Here is a 15,656-nt window from a genome sequence, read left to right as displayed (position 1 = left end):
TCAGCGGGCGGACGGCATGACCGCCAGCACAGGACATGGCATGAGCGGGGCCGCCCCGGTGCGACCCCCCCGGAAAAACGCACTGCGGTCTCACTGGTACCCCATTCCCGGCGCCGGTCGCAAGGGTCATTCAGAGGTCGAACAGCGTCCCCTGCCGGCTCGGCCGTCGGAAGGTCGAGCGCTCGTCCGCCTCTTCGCGCTCGCGCGCGGCGTTCAGCCCGAGGCGCTGGCAGTGCACCTCGAACAGCCGCAGGATCGCCGCCCAGCGCGGGCCCGCGCCCTGGAAGCGCGCCCCGAAGGCGGCCTCGTTCATCTTGCCGCCGCGCATCTCCTGGATGCCGCGGCGCACCTTGCCGGCGCGGTCCGGGAACGCCTCCTCGAGGCGCTCGTCGAAGACCGGGAGCACCTCGCGCGGCAGGCGCAGCGGCATCATGAAGGCGCTCTGCGCCCCGGCGTCGCGGGCGCGCTCGAGGAGCTCGGGGACGTCGCTGTCGTTGAGCCCGGGGATCAGGGGCGACAGGGAGATCCCGGTCGGCACGCCCGCGTCCGAGAGCGCGCGCATGGCCTCGAAGCGCAGCGACGAGCGGCTCGCGTACGGCTCCATCTTGCGGGCGACGGCGTCGTCGGCGAAGGGGATGCTGAAGTGGACGCGGGCGCGGGCGCGGCGCGCGAGCTCGCCGAGCAGGGCGGCGTCGCGCCGCACGAGCGCGCCCTTGGTGATGAGCCCGACCGGGTTCCTGAACGCGAGGCACACCTCGAGGCAGCGGCGGGTGAGCTCGTAGCTCGCCTCGAGGGGCTGGTAGCAATCGACGTTGCCGGAGAACACGATCGTGTCGCCCTGCCAGCCCGGTTTGTTGAGCTCCTTCTCGAGCAGCTCGGGCGCGTTCGCCTTGACCACGATCTTGCGGTCGAAGTCCGTGCCGGCGCCCCACCCGAGGTATTGGTGCGACGGCCGGGCGTAGCAGTAGGCGCAGGCGTGGATGCAGCCCCGGTAGGGGTTGACGCTGTACCGGAACGGGAGATCGGGGCTGTCGTTCGCGGTCACGATGGAGCGGGCCTGCTCCTCGAAGACCTGCAGCGTCGCCGGGGGCGCCTCTTCGAGGTACTCGACCTGCGTCGACGACCACGGGTTCGGAGGGTTGTTCACGGGGCGCGGCATGGTGCGGGGCGCGCCGGGCGAGGGGCGGGCGGCGCGCCGTGAGTGTAGCGCGGTCGTGGGTAGGGTGGGAGCGTTTGTTCAGGTGTGCCCGGTGAGCGCCGGCGTGGCGGGCTCGGCGGAGAGAGGAGCGGCGGGGCGTCGACGCGCGGCGGCGGGCGCGGCGGGAAGGGGGTGAAGGACGCGGAGGACGCCGCGGAGAGGCGTGAGGGCGCGGCGGCAGAGGCGCGGAGCGCGACGGGGAGAGCGGATTGACAGGGCAGGGGGGCCCTGCTCGCATGGGCGCGTCCAGCAGCGACGAGAGGGACAAGATGGCCAATCCGAGACAGCCCGGGTTCGATTTCCGCAGCACCTACCTGCACCTCGCGGACGGGGGCGACGCGTTGCCCATCGAGGTGAGGCCGACGTTCTGGCAAGAGCTCATGTCCGGCGATTCGAAGGCCGCGGACATCCGGCGGGTCGCGGAGGCAGGCGGTTGGCTGGTGACGACGTTTCACCTCGCCGAGGACATGCAGCAATGGGAGATGCACCCGGCCGGCGACGAGATCCTGGTCCTCCTGTCGGGCGCGAGCGACATCGTGCTGCAAGAGCAGGGCGGCGAGCGGGTGGTCGAGCTGCGCGCGGGCACGGCGTGTAAGGTCCCGCAGGGCGCGTGGCACCGGTTCATCGTCCGGGAGCCGGGGGACATGCTGGCGATCACGTACGGCAAGGGGACGCAGCACCGGCCGCTGTAGCGGGGGCGAGCAGATTCATGGGTGCGGCGCGAAGGAAGCCGAGCGCGGCGCTCGGCGAGCGACGGCGGGGGTGCCGCTGCGAGGGTCGACGTGAGCGCGTTTGACGGGCGAGCTGAACCATGTTAGCGGCCTGACGACTGCACACGATGCACGGCCCATACTGGGCAGCACATTTCACTCGATCTGCTCTGCCTCGTCGCGTGACATCCCTGTGATGAAGGGGTTGTGGTCGCGAGGCACGACCGCCGGAGAATGTCGTCATGACGCATTGGGTTCGATGGACAGCGCTTTTTGTTGCAGCGTTGAGCGCTTCAGCTTGCTACGGCGAGAGCTCTGAAGAGAGCGTCCCCGTGGAGGACTTGGGCGAGGCGGCGGCTGCCGTCACGGTCTGCGTCAGCGGCACGTCGGGGGCGTGCGGCGGGAGCGATCCCGCCGAGAGCTGGACGGGAACACTCTGCTGTGTCAGCACGTCGCCGACCTGCACGAACGGGACGTCGAGCGCCTGCGGGGGCTCGGACACGAAGGAGCACTGGACGGGGACCGAGTGCTGCGTCGACAATCAGCCCACGTGCGTGAACGGGACGTCGAGCGCCTGCGGGGGCTCGGACACGAAGGAGCACTGGACGGGAACCAACTGCTGCGTCGACAACACGTCCATGTGCACGAACGGGACGTCGAGCGCCTGCGGGGGCTCGGACACGAAGGAGCACTGGACGGGAACCGATTGCTGCGTCGAGGCGTCGACCTGTGTGAACGGGACGTCGAGCGCTTGCGGGGGCTCGGATACGAAGGAGCACTGGACGGGAACCAACTGCTGCGTCGAGGCGTCGATCTGTACGAGCGGGACGTCGAGCGCCTGCGGGGGCTCGGATACGAAGGAGCACTGGACGGGAACCGATTGCTGCGTCGAGGCGTCGGCGTGCACGACCGGGACCTCGGGCACCTGCACCGGCGCGGGAAAGCACTGGACCGGCACGATGTGCTGCATCGAGTGACCGGCTCGCGATTCCGACGCTGAGGAGCATGACCGGAGCGCTACCCGGATCGCTCCCATCGACCGCGCGGTCAGCCGACCTCAGCCCCGCGCGGCGAAGCGGCGGTGGTCGACCATGAGGCAGCGGTCCTGCACGACGAGGACGCCGGCCTCGATCAGCCGCTCGGCCACCGCGTCGCTCCGGATGCCGCTCTGCAGCCAGACGGCGCGCGGCCGGGCGGCGAGCAGGTCGTCGAGGTGCGCGGCGACGTCCTGGCCGCGCCGGAAGACGTCGACGATGTCGATGGGGCCCGGGACGTCCGCGACGCGGCGGTAGACCTGCTGGCCGAGGATGGTCTTCACGTCGGGGTAGTAGACGGGGACGGGGATCACCTCCACGCCTGCGCTCTTGAGGTAGCTCGGGACGTAGAAGGCGGGCTGATCCGCCTGCGCCTCGGTCTTGATGCCGAGCACGGCGACGCGCCGCGCGGAGCGGACAAGCTCCGCCACCCGGGCCTCGTCGTGGCTGATGTCGCGGATGTCGTTCATGGGGGGAGTGTACGTCCGCCGAGCCGGCGCGGCACCCGGGACGGCGTGCTGGAGAGCCGGAGGCGTGGGGCCTGGGCGGCGCTCGGCGCTGGGACCGCTGCGTTCAGCGGGGGCGGCGGCCGGCGGAGGCACGGGGGCGTGTCGGCCTGGGGCGTGGGGGCGAGTCGCTTTCGTCTTCTCGTGGTTCGACCGAGCCTCTCGGGGGCTGCGCGGCGGGCGTCGTGCCGCCGCTGGGGCGGCCGCTCGGGCGGAGGTAGCCGAGCTCGCGGAGGAGCTTGCGATCCTGGATGGCCGATCGGACGACGGCGCTCCATTCCAGGTACCAGCCCCAGAGGTCGGCTTCGGCCTGCTCGCCGTCGTTTTCGGGGTCTGCCGGCGACCGATCCCCGGCGGGCTCGACCTTCTCGGCGCGGGCGAGGAGCTCCCTGGCCTCGTCGACGACCTCTCTGGTGATCCCGCGCCAGGCGAGGAGCTTCCTGGCTTCGCGGCCGTCTCGTTCGGGGCCGCCCTTGTCGTTGCGCCTGGCGAGCTGGTCCCAGCGCTCGACGAAGGTGCCGACGGACACGACGACGGCCGCGCCCTCGGTCTGGCCGAGGTTCCTGAACATCCAGGCATGGACCTCGGGGTGACGGCGCTTGAGGGTCGCCGCGGCGATGGGAAACCACCGGTTCTCCCAGCCGTCGAGCGCGGCGATGAGGTCGGGTTCGGGAGCGCTGGGGCGCACGTCGATGTCGAGCCGGGGGCGCGTGAGGCCCTGGAGGAGGCGCCACCCCTCGGCGAGGTCGGCGTCGGTGAAGCCGTGCGCGACGAGCGCCGCGGCGATCTCGTCCCTGCGAAGGCCCATCAGCAGCTGGAGCACCCGCACCGCCTTCTGCCGGAGCGTCGACCTGGCCATGAGGAATGAGGTCCTCCCGTGGAAGACGACTGTACGGGGTCGGGGGACGCGTCCACCAGGGCATAGCAAGAGAGCGCCGGGGCCGGGAAGGGGAAACCCAGGGCGGGCGAGGGGCGCCCCCGGTCGGCGGGGCGGAGCACCCGGGGGAGGGAGGCGCCAGTGAGGTGGATCGAGCCGGGGGAGGTGGGGATCGAGTGAGGGGGGCTGGGGGATGACGAGCAGGACGTGGGGGTAGAGGTGGCGGGAGATGGGGATCGAGTGCGGGAGGGCGGGGATCGAGAGAAGAGGAGCGGGGATGTAAGGAGGGGAGGAAGGGGAGCGGGGCGGGGAGTCGCCCGGGGGAGCGGCAAAGCGGCCGAGGAGTGTACGAGCGGAGCCCTGGTAACACTTCTGACCGGGAGCCGCGGTGACACTTCCTTGAGCTACGGGCCCCTGCTCCGGGAGGAGTGGAAACAGGGGCCGGATCCTCGTCGACGCGACACGCTCACCGCGCTCTCTCGGACCGCCAGGATCTATACACGATCCGCTTCCCGCGGTCTCGGTACACGCGAGCCTCTCCTCACGTTCCGGCGTGAGTGCGCGCAGGTCACCGTGCCTTGGCGAGCTGCAGCTCCTTGTTCTTCAGGGTGACCTGCGCGAGCAGAACCGGCCCGTAGTACAGCTCCCAGACGTCGTCGGCGATCGGAAGCAGCCCCACGGGCTCGTTGGCGATCAGCTTGGAGACGAAGGTGTTCGCGCCACCGAACTGCAGCCGTCCCATGTCCCCCACGCGTCGCACGGCCATCGTGTCCGGATACTCCGGCGAGGAGGGCTTGCTCGGCATCGTCCGCCGCGACGGCGTGTAGCGCGAAGCCGGCGTCCTCTGGCCGAGCGCCTCGTGGGGCCGCTGGTCATTGTACTCGTGCCGGAAGCGGTCGAAGACGCGCTGCTGCGCCGCGAGCGTGGCTCCGGGCGGCGAGGTCGCCTCCGCCTTCAGCGTCTTGTGCATGCGCTCGTGACGGCCGTTCTGCTGCGGCTTGCCGGGCTCAATGCGCTCGGGAACCACGCCGAGCTTGATCCAGCTCACCGACAGCGCCGAGAGCCCTCCGATGCCCAGCGTGGCGAACGGCGGGCCGTTGTCCGAGCGGATACGGTTCGGCAGCCCGAACTCGCGGAACGCGCGCTCGAAGTGCGGCCGCACCGAGGCCTCGTCCGGCTTCGCCACCCCCTCGCACTTGAGCAAGTACCGCGACGCCTGGTCCGTCAACGTCAGGGGGTGGCACCGGGTCTTGTCGCCAAGCGCAAAGTGCCCCTTGAAATCGACGCACCATGTGTCATTAGGCTGCTCCGCTGGAGCCAGCGTCGACGGCATCGCTGACGTCGGCATCACCACGCGGCGCCGCCGGGGTCGGATCAGCCCGTGCTTCTTGAGCAGCTCGCCGATGGTGCTCGTCGCCGGCAGCCCCTCAAGGCCCATGCTCTCCAGCCGGGCGCGCAGCTTCTTCGGACCCCAGGTGGGTCGCACCTTCCGCAGCTCGACCAGCGCGTCGACGATCGCCGCTGGCGTCGCATGCGGGAACGTGTGCGCCACGGGCCGCCGCTCCTCCAGACCACGAGGTCCGGATTGCTCGTAGCGCTCCACCCACTTGTACCCCGTCTTCCGGCTGATGCCGAACCGTCGGCACAGCTCCGCGAACGTCTCGTCCGACTCGTTGACCTGCGCGATGAACTGAAGCCTCTCGTCCACTGAACATGTCTCTTTCCAGGGCACCAGCGATCCTCCGTCGCCGACCCTCTACGACATGTGTCACCCAGGCTCCCGGTTCGTCCGGGTGCTACCCAGGCTCCCGGTCTGAACCGTTACCCAGGCCACCGGTCCGTACCGAGAACGGAAGGGCTGGTCAAGCGAAGGAGGGGGAGTGCTAGAAGAGGGCGGGAGCACCGGCTGTGAGCGGTGGAGTGGCGCGGAGAAGCCGGGGGGCGCTCGCAAGGCCGGCAGGTGTTTGAAATGACGATGGATTTGGGGATGACCGGGGGCGCGCGGGGCGGCCTCCGGGAGCCGGAGCGAGGGGGGCGGCGGGGACCTCTCGCAAGCCGGGTTGCAAGTGCGCGAATTGTTTCGTAGCCCTGCGAGGGCTCTCTCCGCTGCTGAAAGGCGGCGGCCCCATTGAAGCAGGTTCCAGTCCTCCGCCTCGAGTGCCGTGCGCAGGACTCTCCGCCGCTGACAGGCGGCGGCCCCGTTGACGCCGGATCTCGTCTTTGCCCTCGGCCTTGCGCCGATTCTCTCCGGCGCCGCCGTACCGCGCGCCCGTGGAGCAGCCGAGCCAGCCGGGAGGACGTCGACCCGCTCCTCCTCTCGCTTTGCTCAGTCGACGCCCTCGGTCCTGCGAGCTGAGCGAAGCACCCCCAGCCCGCCCTTACCTGCACGCAGCGACGTCCCACCCCCCCCGCGTAATCCTTCAACGTTCGCGATTCAATCGACCTTCTGCTGCCAGCCGCTCCCTGCACCCCCGCGCTGATCGACCCGCCCCCGCCGCCGCGCATGCAGCGGCGCGACGGTATCCAGCTCAGCGCAGCTCCCCGTCCGCCGCTTGTGGCAGACTCCGCAACGTGAACCTCGACCGTCTCCAGGCGTCCCGGCCTGACCTCGCACTCGGCATGTCTTTCGCCCCCCTTAGGCCTCAAGACGAATGTCGCCGGCTCGCGGTCACCATCGGACTCCTGTCCGGCGCCGCGATCCTGCTCTGGCCGAAGGCCGCCCTCGCGAACGCCGGCATCCCGATGATCGTCTTCGCGTGGCCCGCATCGTGGATAGCCTTCGTTCCCGTCGTGCTCGTCGAGGCCGCCGTGGCTCGCCGGGTCCTGCGCCTGCCGACGCGAGACGCGATCAAGCTCTCTCTCTCGGCGAACGCATGGTCCACGCTCGCGGGGATCCCGATCACGTGGGCTCTCCTGACGGTCCTCGAGATGACCGTAGGGCCGATCCTGTCGATGGCTCGCGATGATCTCGGACCGGCCGCCTCCCTGCTCCTGCTGCCGATCTCGGCTCCCTGGCTAGGCCCCGTGGAGGAGGGCTGGCGCGTGCTCGCCGCCGGGGCCTTCCTCTGCGTGCCCTTCTTCTTCGCCTCGGTGTGGATCGAGGCGCGAAGCGCCGGGCGCCGCGTGCCGGCGGCCGACGCGCTCCGCTGGGCGAAGAGGGCGAACTCCGCCACCTATGGCTTTTTCCTCGTCGCGCTCGCGCTGTTCGCGCTGATCTCGTGGATGAGCCACGCGCGCAGCGCCGGCTAGCCGCGGTCGCCGGCGTGGCGGCGGCCCTCCTGTGGCAGACTCCCCCGCGTGAACCTCGACCGGCTCCCCGCGCTCTGGGCCGACCTCCTCCGCCACCCCACCTCGCTGCCCGTCGCGCTCGGCGCGGCCGTCGCCGTCCTCGCGCTCGGGTTCTTCGCCTACCGCCTGCTCTTCGCCCTGCTCTCGCGCGCCGCCCGCGCGACCCAGACGTCGCTCGACGACCTCCTCCTCCGGCGCATGCGGCTGCCGGCGCGCCTGCTCGTCGCGCTCCTCGCGCTGCACACGTTCATCGCCCTGCGCGGCGGCGAGCTGCCCACGCTCCTCAAAGGCGTGCTCCTCCTGGAGCTCGCCCTCGCGTCGTACCTGGCCATCGAGATCGCCGAGACCATGGTCATCGACTACTGGCTCGCCGAGCGCCGGAAGGTGCAGCTCCCGGCCCTCGTCCGGCACCTCCTGCTCACGATCCTCTACCTCGTCGCCGGCCTCTCCATCGTCGGCGCGGTCACCGGCGTCGACCTCGTGCCGCTGCTCGCGACCTCGACCGTCATCACGGTCGTCCTCGGCCTCGCGCTCCAGGACACCCTCGGCAACCTCTTCGCCGGGCTCGCCCTGCACTCCGAGCGCTCGTTCGGCGTCGGCGACTGGATCCTCGTCGACGGGATCGAGGGGCAGGTCGTCTACGTGGGATGGCGCTCGACCCGCCTCCGGACGTTCTCCGGAGACATCGTGATCCTGCCGAACTCGATCATCGCCAAGGCGCGCGTGCAGAACTTCTGCGCGCCGACCCGGACGTGCGCGCGCAACATCGAGATGCTCGTCGCCCTCGGCGCCGCCCCCGAGGCGGTGGAGCGCGCGGCGCAGCGCGCCTATGCGCAGGTGCCGGACATCCTCCGCGAGCCGCCGCCCAGGCTCTGGCTCGCGGCCGTCACTCCCCTCTTCCAGCGCTATGTCATCAAGTTCTGGATCGCCGACTTCGAGCGCCACGATCTCCTGGAGTCCGAGCTGATGAAGGCGTTCTTCCGCGCCTGCCGCGAGGAAGGCGTCGCCCTCAGCCCCGCCGCAGCGCAGCCGGGCCTCGCCGTCGATCCGCGCATCCTCGACCCGCGCGCCCCCGTCGATCCGACGGTGGCTCCGGTGGTCCTGCCGGCGATCGTCGCGGTGCCGTCCGCACCGGCGCCCGCCGCCGCGAGCGGCAAGGCCGACGCGGCAGCACCGCGCCAGCAGGCGCGCTCCGCCGAGCCGCTCCCGGAGCGCTGAGCGCCGCGATCGGCGCCCAGCGCCCGGCATCGCTTCGGCGACGGCCCGCCGCAGATCGCTTCGGCGCCGGCCCGCCGCAGATCGCTTCCGCGCCGCGGCCCGCCGCGGCCGTCCGAGGTCCGCAGTCACCCTGATTTGGCTTGGTCCGGTCGCGCCGCTGCGGTAGCCGAGCGGTATGCCTGACAACCAGCCCGTCTCCCCCAACAAGGTCGCGGTCGTGGGCGCTGGCAGCGTCGGCGCGACGATCGTCTACGCGTGCCTGCTCCGCGGCGTGGCGAAGGAGGTCGCCCTGTTCGACGTGAACCGGGCCAAGGTCGACGCCGAGGTGCTCGACCTGAACCACGGCCTCCAGTTCGTCCCGGCGGCGACGCTCGAGGGCAGCGATGACGTCGAGGTCTGCCGCGGGGCGCACGTGGTCGTCATCACCGCCGGCGCGAAGCAGAAGCCCGGGCAGAGCCGGATGGACCTCGCCACCGCGAACGTCGCTATCTGCCGCGAGCTCCTGCCGCGGCTCCAGGCCGTCGCGCCCGACGCGCTCTACTTGCTCGTCACCAACCCGGTCGACGTGATCACCTATGTCACGCTCAAGCTGACCGGCCTGCCGCCCGCCCGCGTCATCGGCAGCGGCACGGTGCTCGACAGCAGCCGATTTCGCTTCCTGATCGCCCGGCGGCTGAACGTGGCCGTGCAGAACGTCCACGCGTACATCGCCGGCGAGCACGGGGACAGCGAGGTGCCGCTGTGGAGCAGCGCGAGCGTCGCGAACATCCCGCTCGACGCGTGGTCCGTGCCCGGCCACGGCAAGCTCACCGCGGGCGACCGGGCGGAGATCTTCTCGAACGTGAAGAACGCCGCCGCCCAGGTCATCTCCGGCAAGGGCGCGACCAACTACGCGATCGGCCTGGCGACCGCCAAGATCCTGGAAGCCCTGCTCCGCGACGAGAACCGCGTGCTGCCCGTCAGCAGCCTGCTCCGCGGCTACCGCGGGATCGACGATGTGTGCCTGAGCGTGCCGTGCGTCGTGAACCGCTCCGGCGTCGAGTCGCAGCTGCCCATCCCGATGAGCCCCGAGGAGGAGGCCGGCGTCCGCGCCAGCGCGGACACGATCCGCACGGCGATCCGGTCGCTCGGCTTCTGACGCGACCTCGCGCCGCATCGCCTGAGCGCATCCCTGGCTCGGTGATGGGGAGAATTTGAACTACAGAGGGCACAGCGGGCACAGAGGAGAGGGAAGAAGCTATTTGTCTTTCTTCTCTTCCCTCTGTGCCCTCAGTGTCTCTGTGGTTCTTATCTCATGAGAAGCCGTCCGGTGAGCACGACCGTGCGCCGGCGATCGTCGCTGTCTCAATCGCTCCGCCGACGATGAAGTGCCACGCTGGCGGCCGAGGAGCGCCCATGCCGGCTCCGTACGACCTACAACGACTCGTGGATACGACCGCTGTCGGGTCGAGGTGGGGGACCCGGGGCTCGATCACACAGTGTGTGGGTGCATGGGCTGGTAACGCCACGATGGCCTACCGGTGTTGCGACGGTGCGTGGTGGTCCAGGTGACGCCGCGCCGGCGGCCCCCATGGTCCGGCGGTCCAGGGGCTCGAGCCCGTGCCGGGCTCGGCCAGCAGCTTGGCCGCCTGTGGATGTGTCGTGTCGTCACCGAGGCCGACATCCTGAGGACATCTTGCTCTACTCTACGCTCCACCCGATGCCTAGCGACGCTCCTGTCGATCTCTACTCACTCGCCTTCACCTGCAGCGTCGACCCGCTGCTCTTGCTCGACGAAAGCGGTCGGATCCTGGCGATGAACCCCGCCGCCGAGCGCCTCTGCTCCACGCCCGGGGCGACGGCGCGCGGAGGGCCCGTCGATGAGGCCCTGCGGCCCGATCCGCCCCTCGGCGCGCTGCTCGAGCAGGCGCTCCGCGATCGCGCCCCGCGCGCCCTGCCGCCCGAGCTCACCCTCCACCTCGCGGACGAGCGCGTCGTCCTCGCCGAGGGGAGCCTCAGCCCGCTCGTCGACCCCGCGGGCGCGTGCGCCGCCGTGCTCCTCGTGCTGCGCGACGTGACCGAGCGACGCCGGGCCGAGCAGGCGGCGCGCGATCAACGAGCGCGCCTGCACGCGGCCGTCGAGGCGCTCGACGTCGGCTTCGTCGTCTACGACGCCGAGGAGCGGCTCTGCTTCTTCAACACCGCGTACAAGTCGCTCTACCCCGAATGTGCCGCCGCCATCCAGATCGGCAACACGTTCGAAGACGTCGTCCGCGAGGGCTGTCGAAACGGGATCCACCTCCACAGCGGCCTCAGCGAAGAAGAGTGGGTCGCCGGTCGCGTCGCGGACCATCGCCGCTCCGGGGAGGTCTACATGCGGCGGTTCGGGGATCGCTGGCTCACCCTCAAGAGCACCCGCCTCGCCGACGGCAGCTTCGTCGGCCTGCGGATCGATACCACCGAGCTCAAGCAGGCAGAGCTCGCCCTCGAGCGCGAGCGGCAGTTCATCCGCCTCGTGCTCGACACCATCCCGATCGTCGTCACGGTCAAGGATCGGGACGGCAAGATGATGCTCGTCAGCAAGAGCTACGCCGAGCTCTACGACATCACGCCGGAGGGGGCGGTGGGCAAGACCGTCGCCGATCTGCCGTCCTCCCACGCCGAGCTCTCCACCATCGGCGAGATGGACCGGCAGGTGCTCGCGCACATGCAGCCGGTCTCGAGGGTTCAACCCGTCGCGCGCCCGAACGGCAAGGTGCGGTGGATGTCCATCGTCAAGGTGCCCCTGGTCGAGCAAGACGGCACGGCGCACATCCTCGCCATCGGCACGGACATCACGGCGCAGCGGGAGCACGAGGAGCACATGGCCGCCACCATCGCCGAGCTCGAGCGGCAGAAGCAGGCCATCGCCGATCAGCTCGCGGTCATCCAGCACCAGCAGGCGCTCATCCGCGCCCTGTCCACGCCCGTCCTCCAGGTCGCCGAGGGCGTGGTCGCCGTGCCCCTCATCGGCGTGCTCGACGACGCGCGCGCGGCCGACGTCACCGGCAAGCTCCTCGACGAGGTCGTGCGCACGGGCGCTCGCTTCGCCATCATCGACGTCACCGGCATCGAGAGCGTCGACGCCGCGGCGGCCGACCACCTCGTCCGCATCGTCCGCGCGATCCGCCTGCTCGGCGCGAGCGGCGTCCTCACCGGCATCGGACCCGCCGTCGCCCAGTCGATGTGCGGCCTCGGGGTCGACCTCTCCGGCGTCACCACGCACGGCAACCTCCGCGCCGGGATCGAGGTCTGCCTGCGCGCGCTGCCCCGGCGCCGCTGAGCGCTGCCGGCGCTCCCATCCTCCGCGAGGGTGACGAGGAGGGTCACGCCGCGCAGGGCCGGGCGCGAGGCCCAGCCGGACGCGGAGCGTGGAGGCCGCGAGCGCTCACGCGACCTGGCTCCACCCGTAGAGGCCGATCGCGTCGATCAAGCGAGCAATGGACCGCCAAGTCGCCAGGGACGCCGAGAGGGGGATTCTCTTCTCGTATTTTCGGGGGGCCTCTCGGCTCGAAGCTCTGCGCTCTTCGTCGAGCTGCTCACGGCGGGGCCTCAGCTCCAGTGCGCGGTCAACTCGAGATGATCATCGTCGTCGCCGCCGCCGGCGATGATGCGCTGGCGGACGTGGCTGGCGCCGCCGATCTCGAGGAGCTGTTCGCAGGAGCCGATGACCTCGGTCCACATGTTCTCGTCGAACCCGGAGCAGCCGCTCCAGCGAGCGTGGGTGAAGCCCCGGCGGGATTCGAGGACCTGGACGCGGCCGACGGAATAGTAGTTGGCGAAGACGCGCTGGCCCAGGGAGAAGAGGGTGGAGGGCGAGATGAGGGCAGCGATGACCTTGTAGATGCCGCTCATGTCGTCGCGGGTGCACTGGCGGCCGATCTGGTGGATGAGCTCTTTGCCCTCGCCGCTGGCGCGCCGGATGGCCTGGAAGAGATCCTTGTACCAGGCGATCGGGTACCAGCCGGTGGAGACGATGCTGCCGTAGCGCATGCCGGCGCGCAGCGGCTCGCACATCTCGTCCAGGCTGAGCTTCTGGAGGGGCTCGCCGCGCAGCTTGCCGAGGCTCACGTACACGGAACGAAACGCCACTCCCTTGACCTTGGGTTCGTCCGTCATCCAGCCGTGCCAGCGCCCTCAGCAGCGAGGGTACCGCGCACGTCGTGCGTAGGCCAGAGAGCTGCCGCTGGCCCGGGTGTGGCCAGAGCCGTGGGCGGGCAGTGACGAGCCCGTCCGGTCGCCGTCATCGCTGGACCCTTTGGTGGGGCGGCCAACGGTGCGTTCGATCTGGACGTTCCGTCGTGGAGCGGGGCTCACGGGATCTTGCAATAGGTCGGGAAGCTCGCCGGGACGCCCGACGCGTAGGGCTCGGGGCGCGCCTTGTAGGGGTGGTCCTTCAAGAACTGCCAGCTCGAGGTGGCGATGCCCGACGGGATGCTGTGCCCGCCGCCGGTGTCGCAGTCGATGGCGAATCCCCCCTTCGCCTTGATGTCGTTCTCGAACGCCGCGCTCGCCTGCGCGAAGTCGATGATGACCACATCGGAGCCCTTCGCGCCGTGGACCGCCATGACGGCAGGCGGGTTGCTGGGATCCTGGAGGGGCGGCACGCCGAGGCTCGTGTTACCGCCCGAGTACGTCACGACGCTCGCGACGTAGTTGGATCGCGCATAGGCCATGTACGCGGCCTGCAGGCCGCCCGCGCTGAAGCCGAGCGAGTGAATGCGGCGCGTGTCGACATTGCGCTGCTGGATGGCGCACGCGAGCGCCTCGTCGGCGATGTTGAGGTCGCCCACGTACCACACGTTGTTGCCCGTGGTCCGCGTGCCGTCCTCGCCGCCGTGCCCATCGTACGCGTTGGGCGCGAACACGACGCCTCCGCGGCTCGTGATCTCGTCGATGGCGGCCTGTCCGAGGCCGGCCAACGCTTCTTGCGGGCGGGAGCTCGTGGCGTGCCAGTAGATGACCACCGGCGCCGGGGTGGCGGACCTCGCGCCGGCCCACACGCGAACCTCACGGCCGAGGAAGGTCATGGTCCCGGTGGCGATCGTCGGACACGCCTCCCGGGCCGCTGGCAGGGCGCTCGGCGCGCTGCCGCCGCCGGAGCCGCCGGAGCCGCCGCTGCCGCCAGCGCCGCCGGCGCCGCCGCTGCCGCCCGAGCCGCCGCTGCCGCCAGAGCCGCCGGCGCCGCCGGAGCCGCCGCTGCCGCCCGAGCCGCCGGAGCTGCCGGAGCCGCCCGAGCCGCCGGAGCCGCCGCTGCCGGTCGTGCCGGAGGCTCCGCCTCCTGTCACGGACGAGATCGTCGGACGCGTGGTGCCCGTCGCGCAGAAGTTGAACGTGACCGAGGCGCCGGGCTCGATGCGCGCGTTGCCCCGGGTCGGCGTCGCCGTCAGGAGCGTGCCGCTGCTCGAGAACACTGCGCCCCAGGACCTGGTCACCGTCGCGTCCTTCACGTCGGTGACGACGCTCCAGGACGTGGCCGCGCTCGCGCCGCCGTTCGATACCTTGACGGCGGCGCAATAGCGGCCCCCCCAGCTCGGCTGATAGCTCAGCTCGGCCGAGAGGCCGCTCTCGGCCGCCATCAGCGATTCGCCGCCCAGCTCGGCATCGCCGGCCTCTCCAGCGACGCACGCGCCCAGCGTCGCGAGCAGCCCGGCCAGCGCGAGCCGCGTCAGCCGATGAGCGCCGGCGACGCCTGCCTCGATCGGGCGCGGGCGCGACGCGCCGACGAGCCGCTCATCCCTCGCTCGACGCTGCTCATCGCTCCCGCTCCGGGACCGTGAGCGCCGCTGCAACGAGCGCTTCTGCCAGGGGGCAATGTTCATGAGAGTGTCCTCCGTCCTGTGATGTTGAGATCACGTGACTGCGCCAGGCGCCGAATCCCCGCGCGCGAGGAGCGACACGGGCACGGCCAAGGGCAGCCGCGAGCTTCCTAAGAAAGCTGGCTCGACGGCCGCGATGAACGGATCATAGCAAGCGTCGAATCGTCGGTGAAGTGAAGATGCGTTTGGATGAGTCGTAATTTCCGCAACTTCGCTTGAAGTTTCCGCGGCTCGTGCAAATGGCTCGCACGGTGTGAGACGCGAGCTCCGGTGGCCGCCGTCGTGCGTTTGGAGCCCCGCTCACAGAGCGCGTGTGCGCTCGTCTTCGAGCCCGCTGGCCGCCGACCGAGCACGGCTGTACGCGAGGCCCGGCGTGATCCGCGCGGGGGGCCAGATCCCCTCGAATCCGTGGGGCAGCGGGCGCGTAAGTCGTTGGAAACATATGATCTTCAATATGTTCGTCGCTCCAACTAGAGCGGTTTTCGGCTGGGACTGAGACACCGGCCTCCGTCTCTCGTCCCCGTCTTTCGTTCTCCGTTTCCCGCCTTCTTCGCCTTCCGTCTGCCGTCACCCGTCTTCGTGCGCGTCCCTCGTGCGCGTGCGCGTGCGCGCTGATTCCGGGGAATCGCGCACGCGCACGCGCACGGAAGAGCGAAGATGAAAGACGGCAGACGGCAGACGGGGACGATGTGTCAGTCCCAGCTAAAAACCGCTCTAGAACAACGATGCGGGTCGGAGCGCGCCTGCTGGAGTCGCGCTCACGGGGTCCGCGCCGGAAGGGAACAGCTGGTCCGCGAGCCGTGGCACGTCCACTGGATGACGGGCGCGCGTGCCGCTGTGGACCCTCCGACGATGTCCAGGCATTTGCCGCTGCGCCGGGCGATGATCCTCACGTAGCGAAGGAGCTCAGGCGAAGCTGCCCATGGTCGTGGGGCGGCCAACGGTAGTCCCCAGGAGAGGGAGCCCGCCGCGGGGCCCCCGCGCCGCG

General features: G+C 70.6%; 14 protein-coding genes. 5 read left to right on the top strand and 9 right to left on the bottom strand.

Going from position 1 to position 15,656, the window contains the following annotated elements; genetic code table 11:
- Positions 1-130: 130 nt before the first annotated feature.
- On the bottom strand, positions 131-1,159 hold the full coding sequence (locus WMF20_RS31405; protein ID WP_437605556.1) for a PA0069 family radical SAM protein: 1,029 nt from the start codon (positions 1,157-1,159) through the stop codon (positions 131-133).
- A gap of 308 nt (positions 1,160-1,467) precedes the next feature.
- Between WMF20_RS31405 and WMF20_RS31400 the strand changes: the two genes are divergently transcribed.
- Complete coding sequence (locus tag WMF20_RS31400) at positions 1,468-1,890, top strand: cupin domain-containing protein (RefSeq protein ID WP_437605555.1); 423 nt, start codon at positions 1,468-1,470, stop codon at positions 1,888-1,890.
- 319 nt (positions 1,891-2,209) lie between these two features.
- Here WMF20_RS31400 and WMF20_RS31395 read toward each other — a convergent pair whose 3' ends face one another.
- The 5 genes from WMF20_RS31395 to WMF20_RS31375 all read right to left on the bottom strand — a co-directional run bounded on the left by WMF20_RS31395 (position 2,210) and on the right by WMF20_RS31375 (position 6,057).
- Complete coding sequence (locus WMF20_RS31395; protein WP_437605554.1) at positions 2,210-2,449, bottom strand: hypothetical protein; 240 nt, start codon at positions 2,447-2,449, stop codon at positions 2,210-2,212.
- A complete protein-coding gene (locus WMF20_RS31390; RefSeq protein WP_437605553.1) occupies positions 2,450-2,878 on the bottom strand; it encodes a hypothetical protein in 429 nt (142 codons plus the stop codon). It abuts the gene before it with no gap.
- A gap of 87 nt (positions 2,879-2,965) precedes the next feature.
- Complete coding sequence (locus tag WMF20_RS31385) at positions 2,966-3,412, bottom strand: CoA-binding protein (protein ID WP_129577849.1); 447 nt, start codon at positions 3,410-3,412, stop codon at positions 2,966-2,968.
- A gap of 103 nt (positions 3,413-3,515) precedes the next feature.
- The gene (locus WMF20_RS31380) at positions 3,516-4,307 is read right to left on the bottom strand and encodes a hypothetical protein (RefSeq protein WP_437605552.1); all 792 of its coding nucleotides are present in this window, start codon (positions 4,305-4,307) and stop codon (positions 3,516-3,518) included.
- 586 nt (positions 4,308-4,893) lie between these two features.
- The gene (locus WMF20_RS31375; protein ID WP_437605551.1) at positions 4,894-6,057 is read right to left on the bottom strand and encodes an integrase core domain-containing protein; all 1,164 of its coding nucleotides are present in this window, start codon (positions 6,055-6,057) and stop codon (positions 4,894-4,896) included.
- Between the two features lie 887 nt (positions 6,058-6,944).
- Between WMF20_RS31375 and WMF20_RS31370 the strand changes: the two genes are divergently transcribed.
- From WMF20_RS31370 to WMF20_RS31355, 4 genes are all read left to right on the top strand, one after another.
- Positions 6,945-7,574, top strand: coding sequence for a hypothetical protein (locus tag WMF20_RS31370; protein ID WP_437605550.1), 630 nt, complete (start codon positions 6,945-6,947; stop codon positions 7,572-7,574).
- 48 nt (positions 7,575-7,622) lie between these two features.
- Positions 7,623-8,831, top strand: a complete 1,209-nt coding sequence (locus WMF20_RS31365) for a mechanosensitive ion channel family protein (RefSeq protein WP_437605549.1) — start codon at positions 7,623-7,625, stop codon at positions 8,829-8,831.
- Positions 8,832-9,006: 175 nt separating this feature from the next.
- Complete coding sequence (locus WMF20_RS31360; protein ID WP_437605548.1) at positions 9,007-9,969, top strand: L-lactate dehydrogenase; 963 nt, start codon at positions 9,007-9,009, stop codon at positions 9,967-9,969.
- A gap of 561 nt (positions 9,970-10,530) precedes the next feature.
- Complete coding sequence (locus WMF20_RS31355) at positions 10,531-12,132, top strand: PAS domain-containing protein (RefSeq protein WP_437605547.1); 1,602 nt, start codon at positions 10,531-10,533, stop codon at positions 12,130-12,132.
- Between the two features lie 269 nt (positions 12,133-12,401).
- Here the strand turns inward: WMF20_RS31355 and WMF20_RS31350 are convergent, their stop codons facing one another.
- The 3 genes from WMF20_RS31350 to WMF20_RS31340 all read right to left on the bottom strand — a co-directional run bounded on the left by WMF20_RS31350 (position 12,402) and on the right by WMF20_RS31340 (position 15,561).
- Entirely contained in the window at positions 12,402-12,968 is a 567-nt protein-coding gene (locus WMF20_RS31350) for a hypothetical protein (RefSeq protein ID WP_237244266.1), read from the bottom strand.
- A 194-nt stretch (positions 12,969-13,162) separates the two neighbouring features.
- On the bottom strand, positions 13,163-14,671 hold the full coding sequence (locus WMF20_RS31345) for a cellulose binding domain-containing protein (RefSeq protein ID WP_437605546.1): 1,509 nt from the start codon (positions 14,669-14,671) through the stop codon (positions 13,163-13,165).
- Positions 14,672-15,426: 755 nt separating this feature from the next.
- Positions 15,427-15,561 (bottom strand): RICIN domain-containing protein, encoded by a 135-nt coding sequence (locus WMF20_RS31340; RefSeq protein ID WP_437605545.1) that lies wholly within the window; start codon positions 15,559-15,561, stop codon positions 15,427-15,429.
- Positions 15,562-15,656: the final 95 nt, after the last annotated feature.

Source organism: Sorangium sp. So ce834, assembly GCF_051521425.1.
Classification (GTDB): domain Bacteria; phylum Myxococcota_A; class Polyangia; order Polyangiales; family Polyangiaceae; genus Sorangium; species Sorangium cellulosum_D.
The sequence above is the reverse complement of the archived record's forward strand: the minus strand, read 5'-3'. Positions and strand labels throughout refer to the sequence as shown.

Bases quoted from the DNA above. Each gene is read 5' to 3' on its own strand.
- WMF20_RS31345 (WP_437605546.1), bottom strand. From the start codon at position 14,671: ATGAACATTGCCCCCTGGCAGAAGCGCTCGTTGCAGCGGCGCTCACGG.
- WMF20_RS31385 (WP_129577849.1), bottom strand. From the start codon at position 3,412: ATGAACGACATCCGCGACATCAGCCACGACGAGGCCCGGGTGGCGGAG.
- WMF20_RS31405 (WP_437605556.1), bottom strand. From the start codon at position 1,159: ATGCCGCGCCCCGTGAACAACCCTCCGAACCCGTGGTCGTCGACGCAG.
- WMF20_RS31350 (WP_237244266.1), bottom strand. From the start codon at position 12,968: ATGACGGACGAACCCAAGGTCAAGGGAGTGGCGTTTCGTTCCGTGTAC.
- WMF20_RS31355 (WP_437605547.1), top strand. From the start codon at position 10,531: ATGCCTAGCGACGCTCCTGTCGATCTCTACTCACTCGCCTTCACCTGC.
- WMF20_RS31390 (WP_437605553.1), bottom strand. From the start codon at position 2,878: ATGCAGCACATCGTGCCGGTCCAGTGCTTTCCCGCGCCGGTGCAGGTG.
- WMF20_RS31370 (WP_437605550.1), top strand. From the start codon at position 6,945: ATGTCTTTCGCCCCCCTTAGGCCTCAAGACGAATGTCGCCGGCTCGCG.
- WMF20_RS31400 (WP_437605555.1), top strand. From the start codon at position 1,468: ATGGCCAATCCGAGACAGCCCGGGTTCGATTTCCGCAGCACCTACCTG.
- WMF20_RS31360 (WP_437605548.1), top strand. From the start codon at position 9,007: ATGCCTGACAACCAGCCCGTCTCCCCCAACAAGGTCGCGGTCGTGGGC.
- WMF20_RS31380 (WP_437605552.1), bottom strand. From the start codon at position 4,307: ATGGCCAGGTCGACGCTCCGGCAGAAGGCGGTGCGGGTGCTCCAGCTG.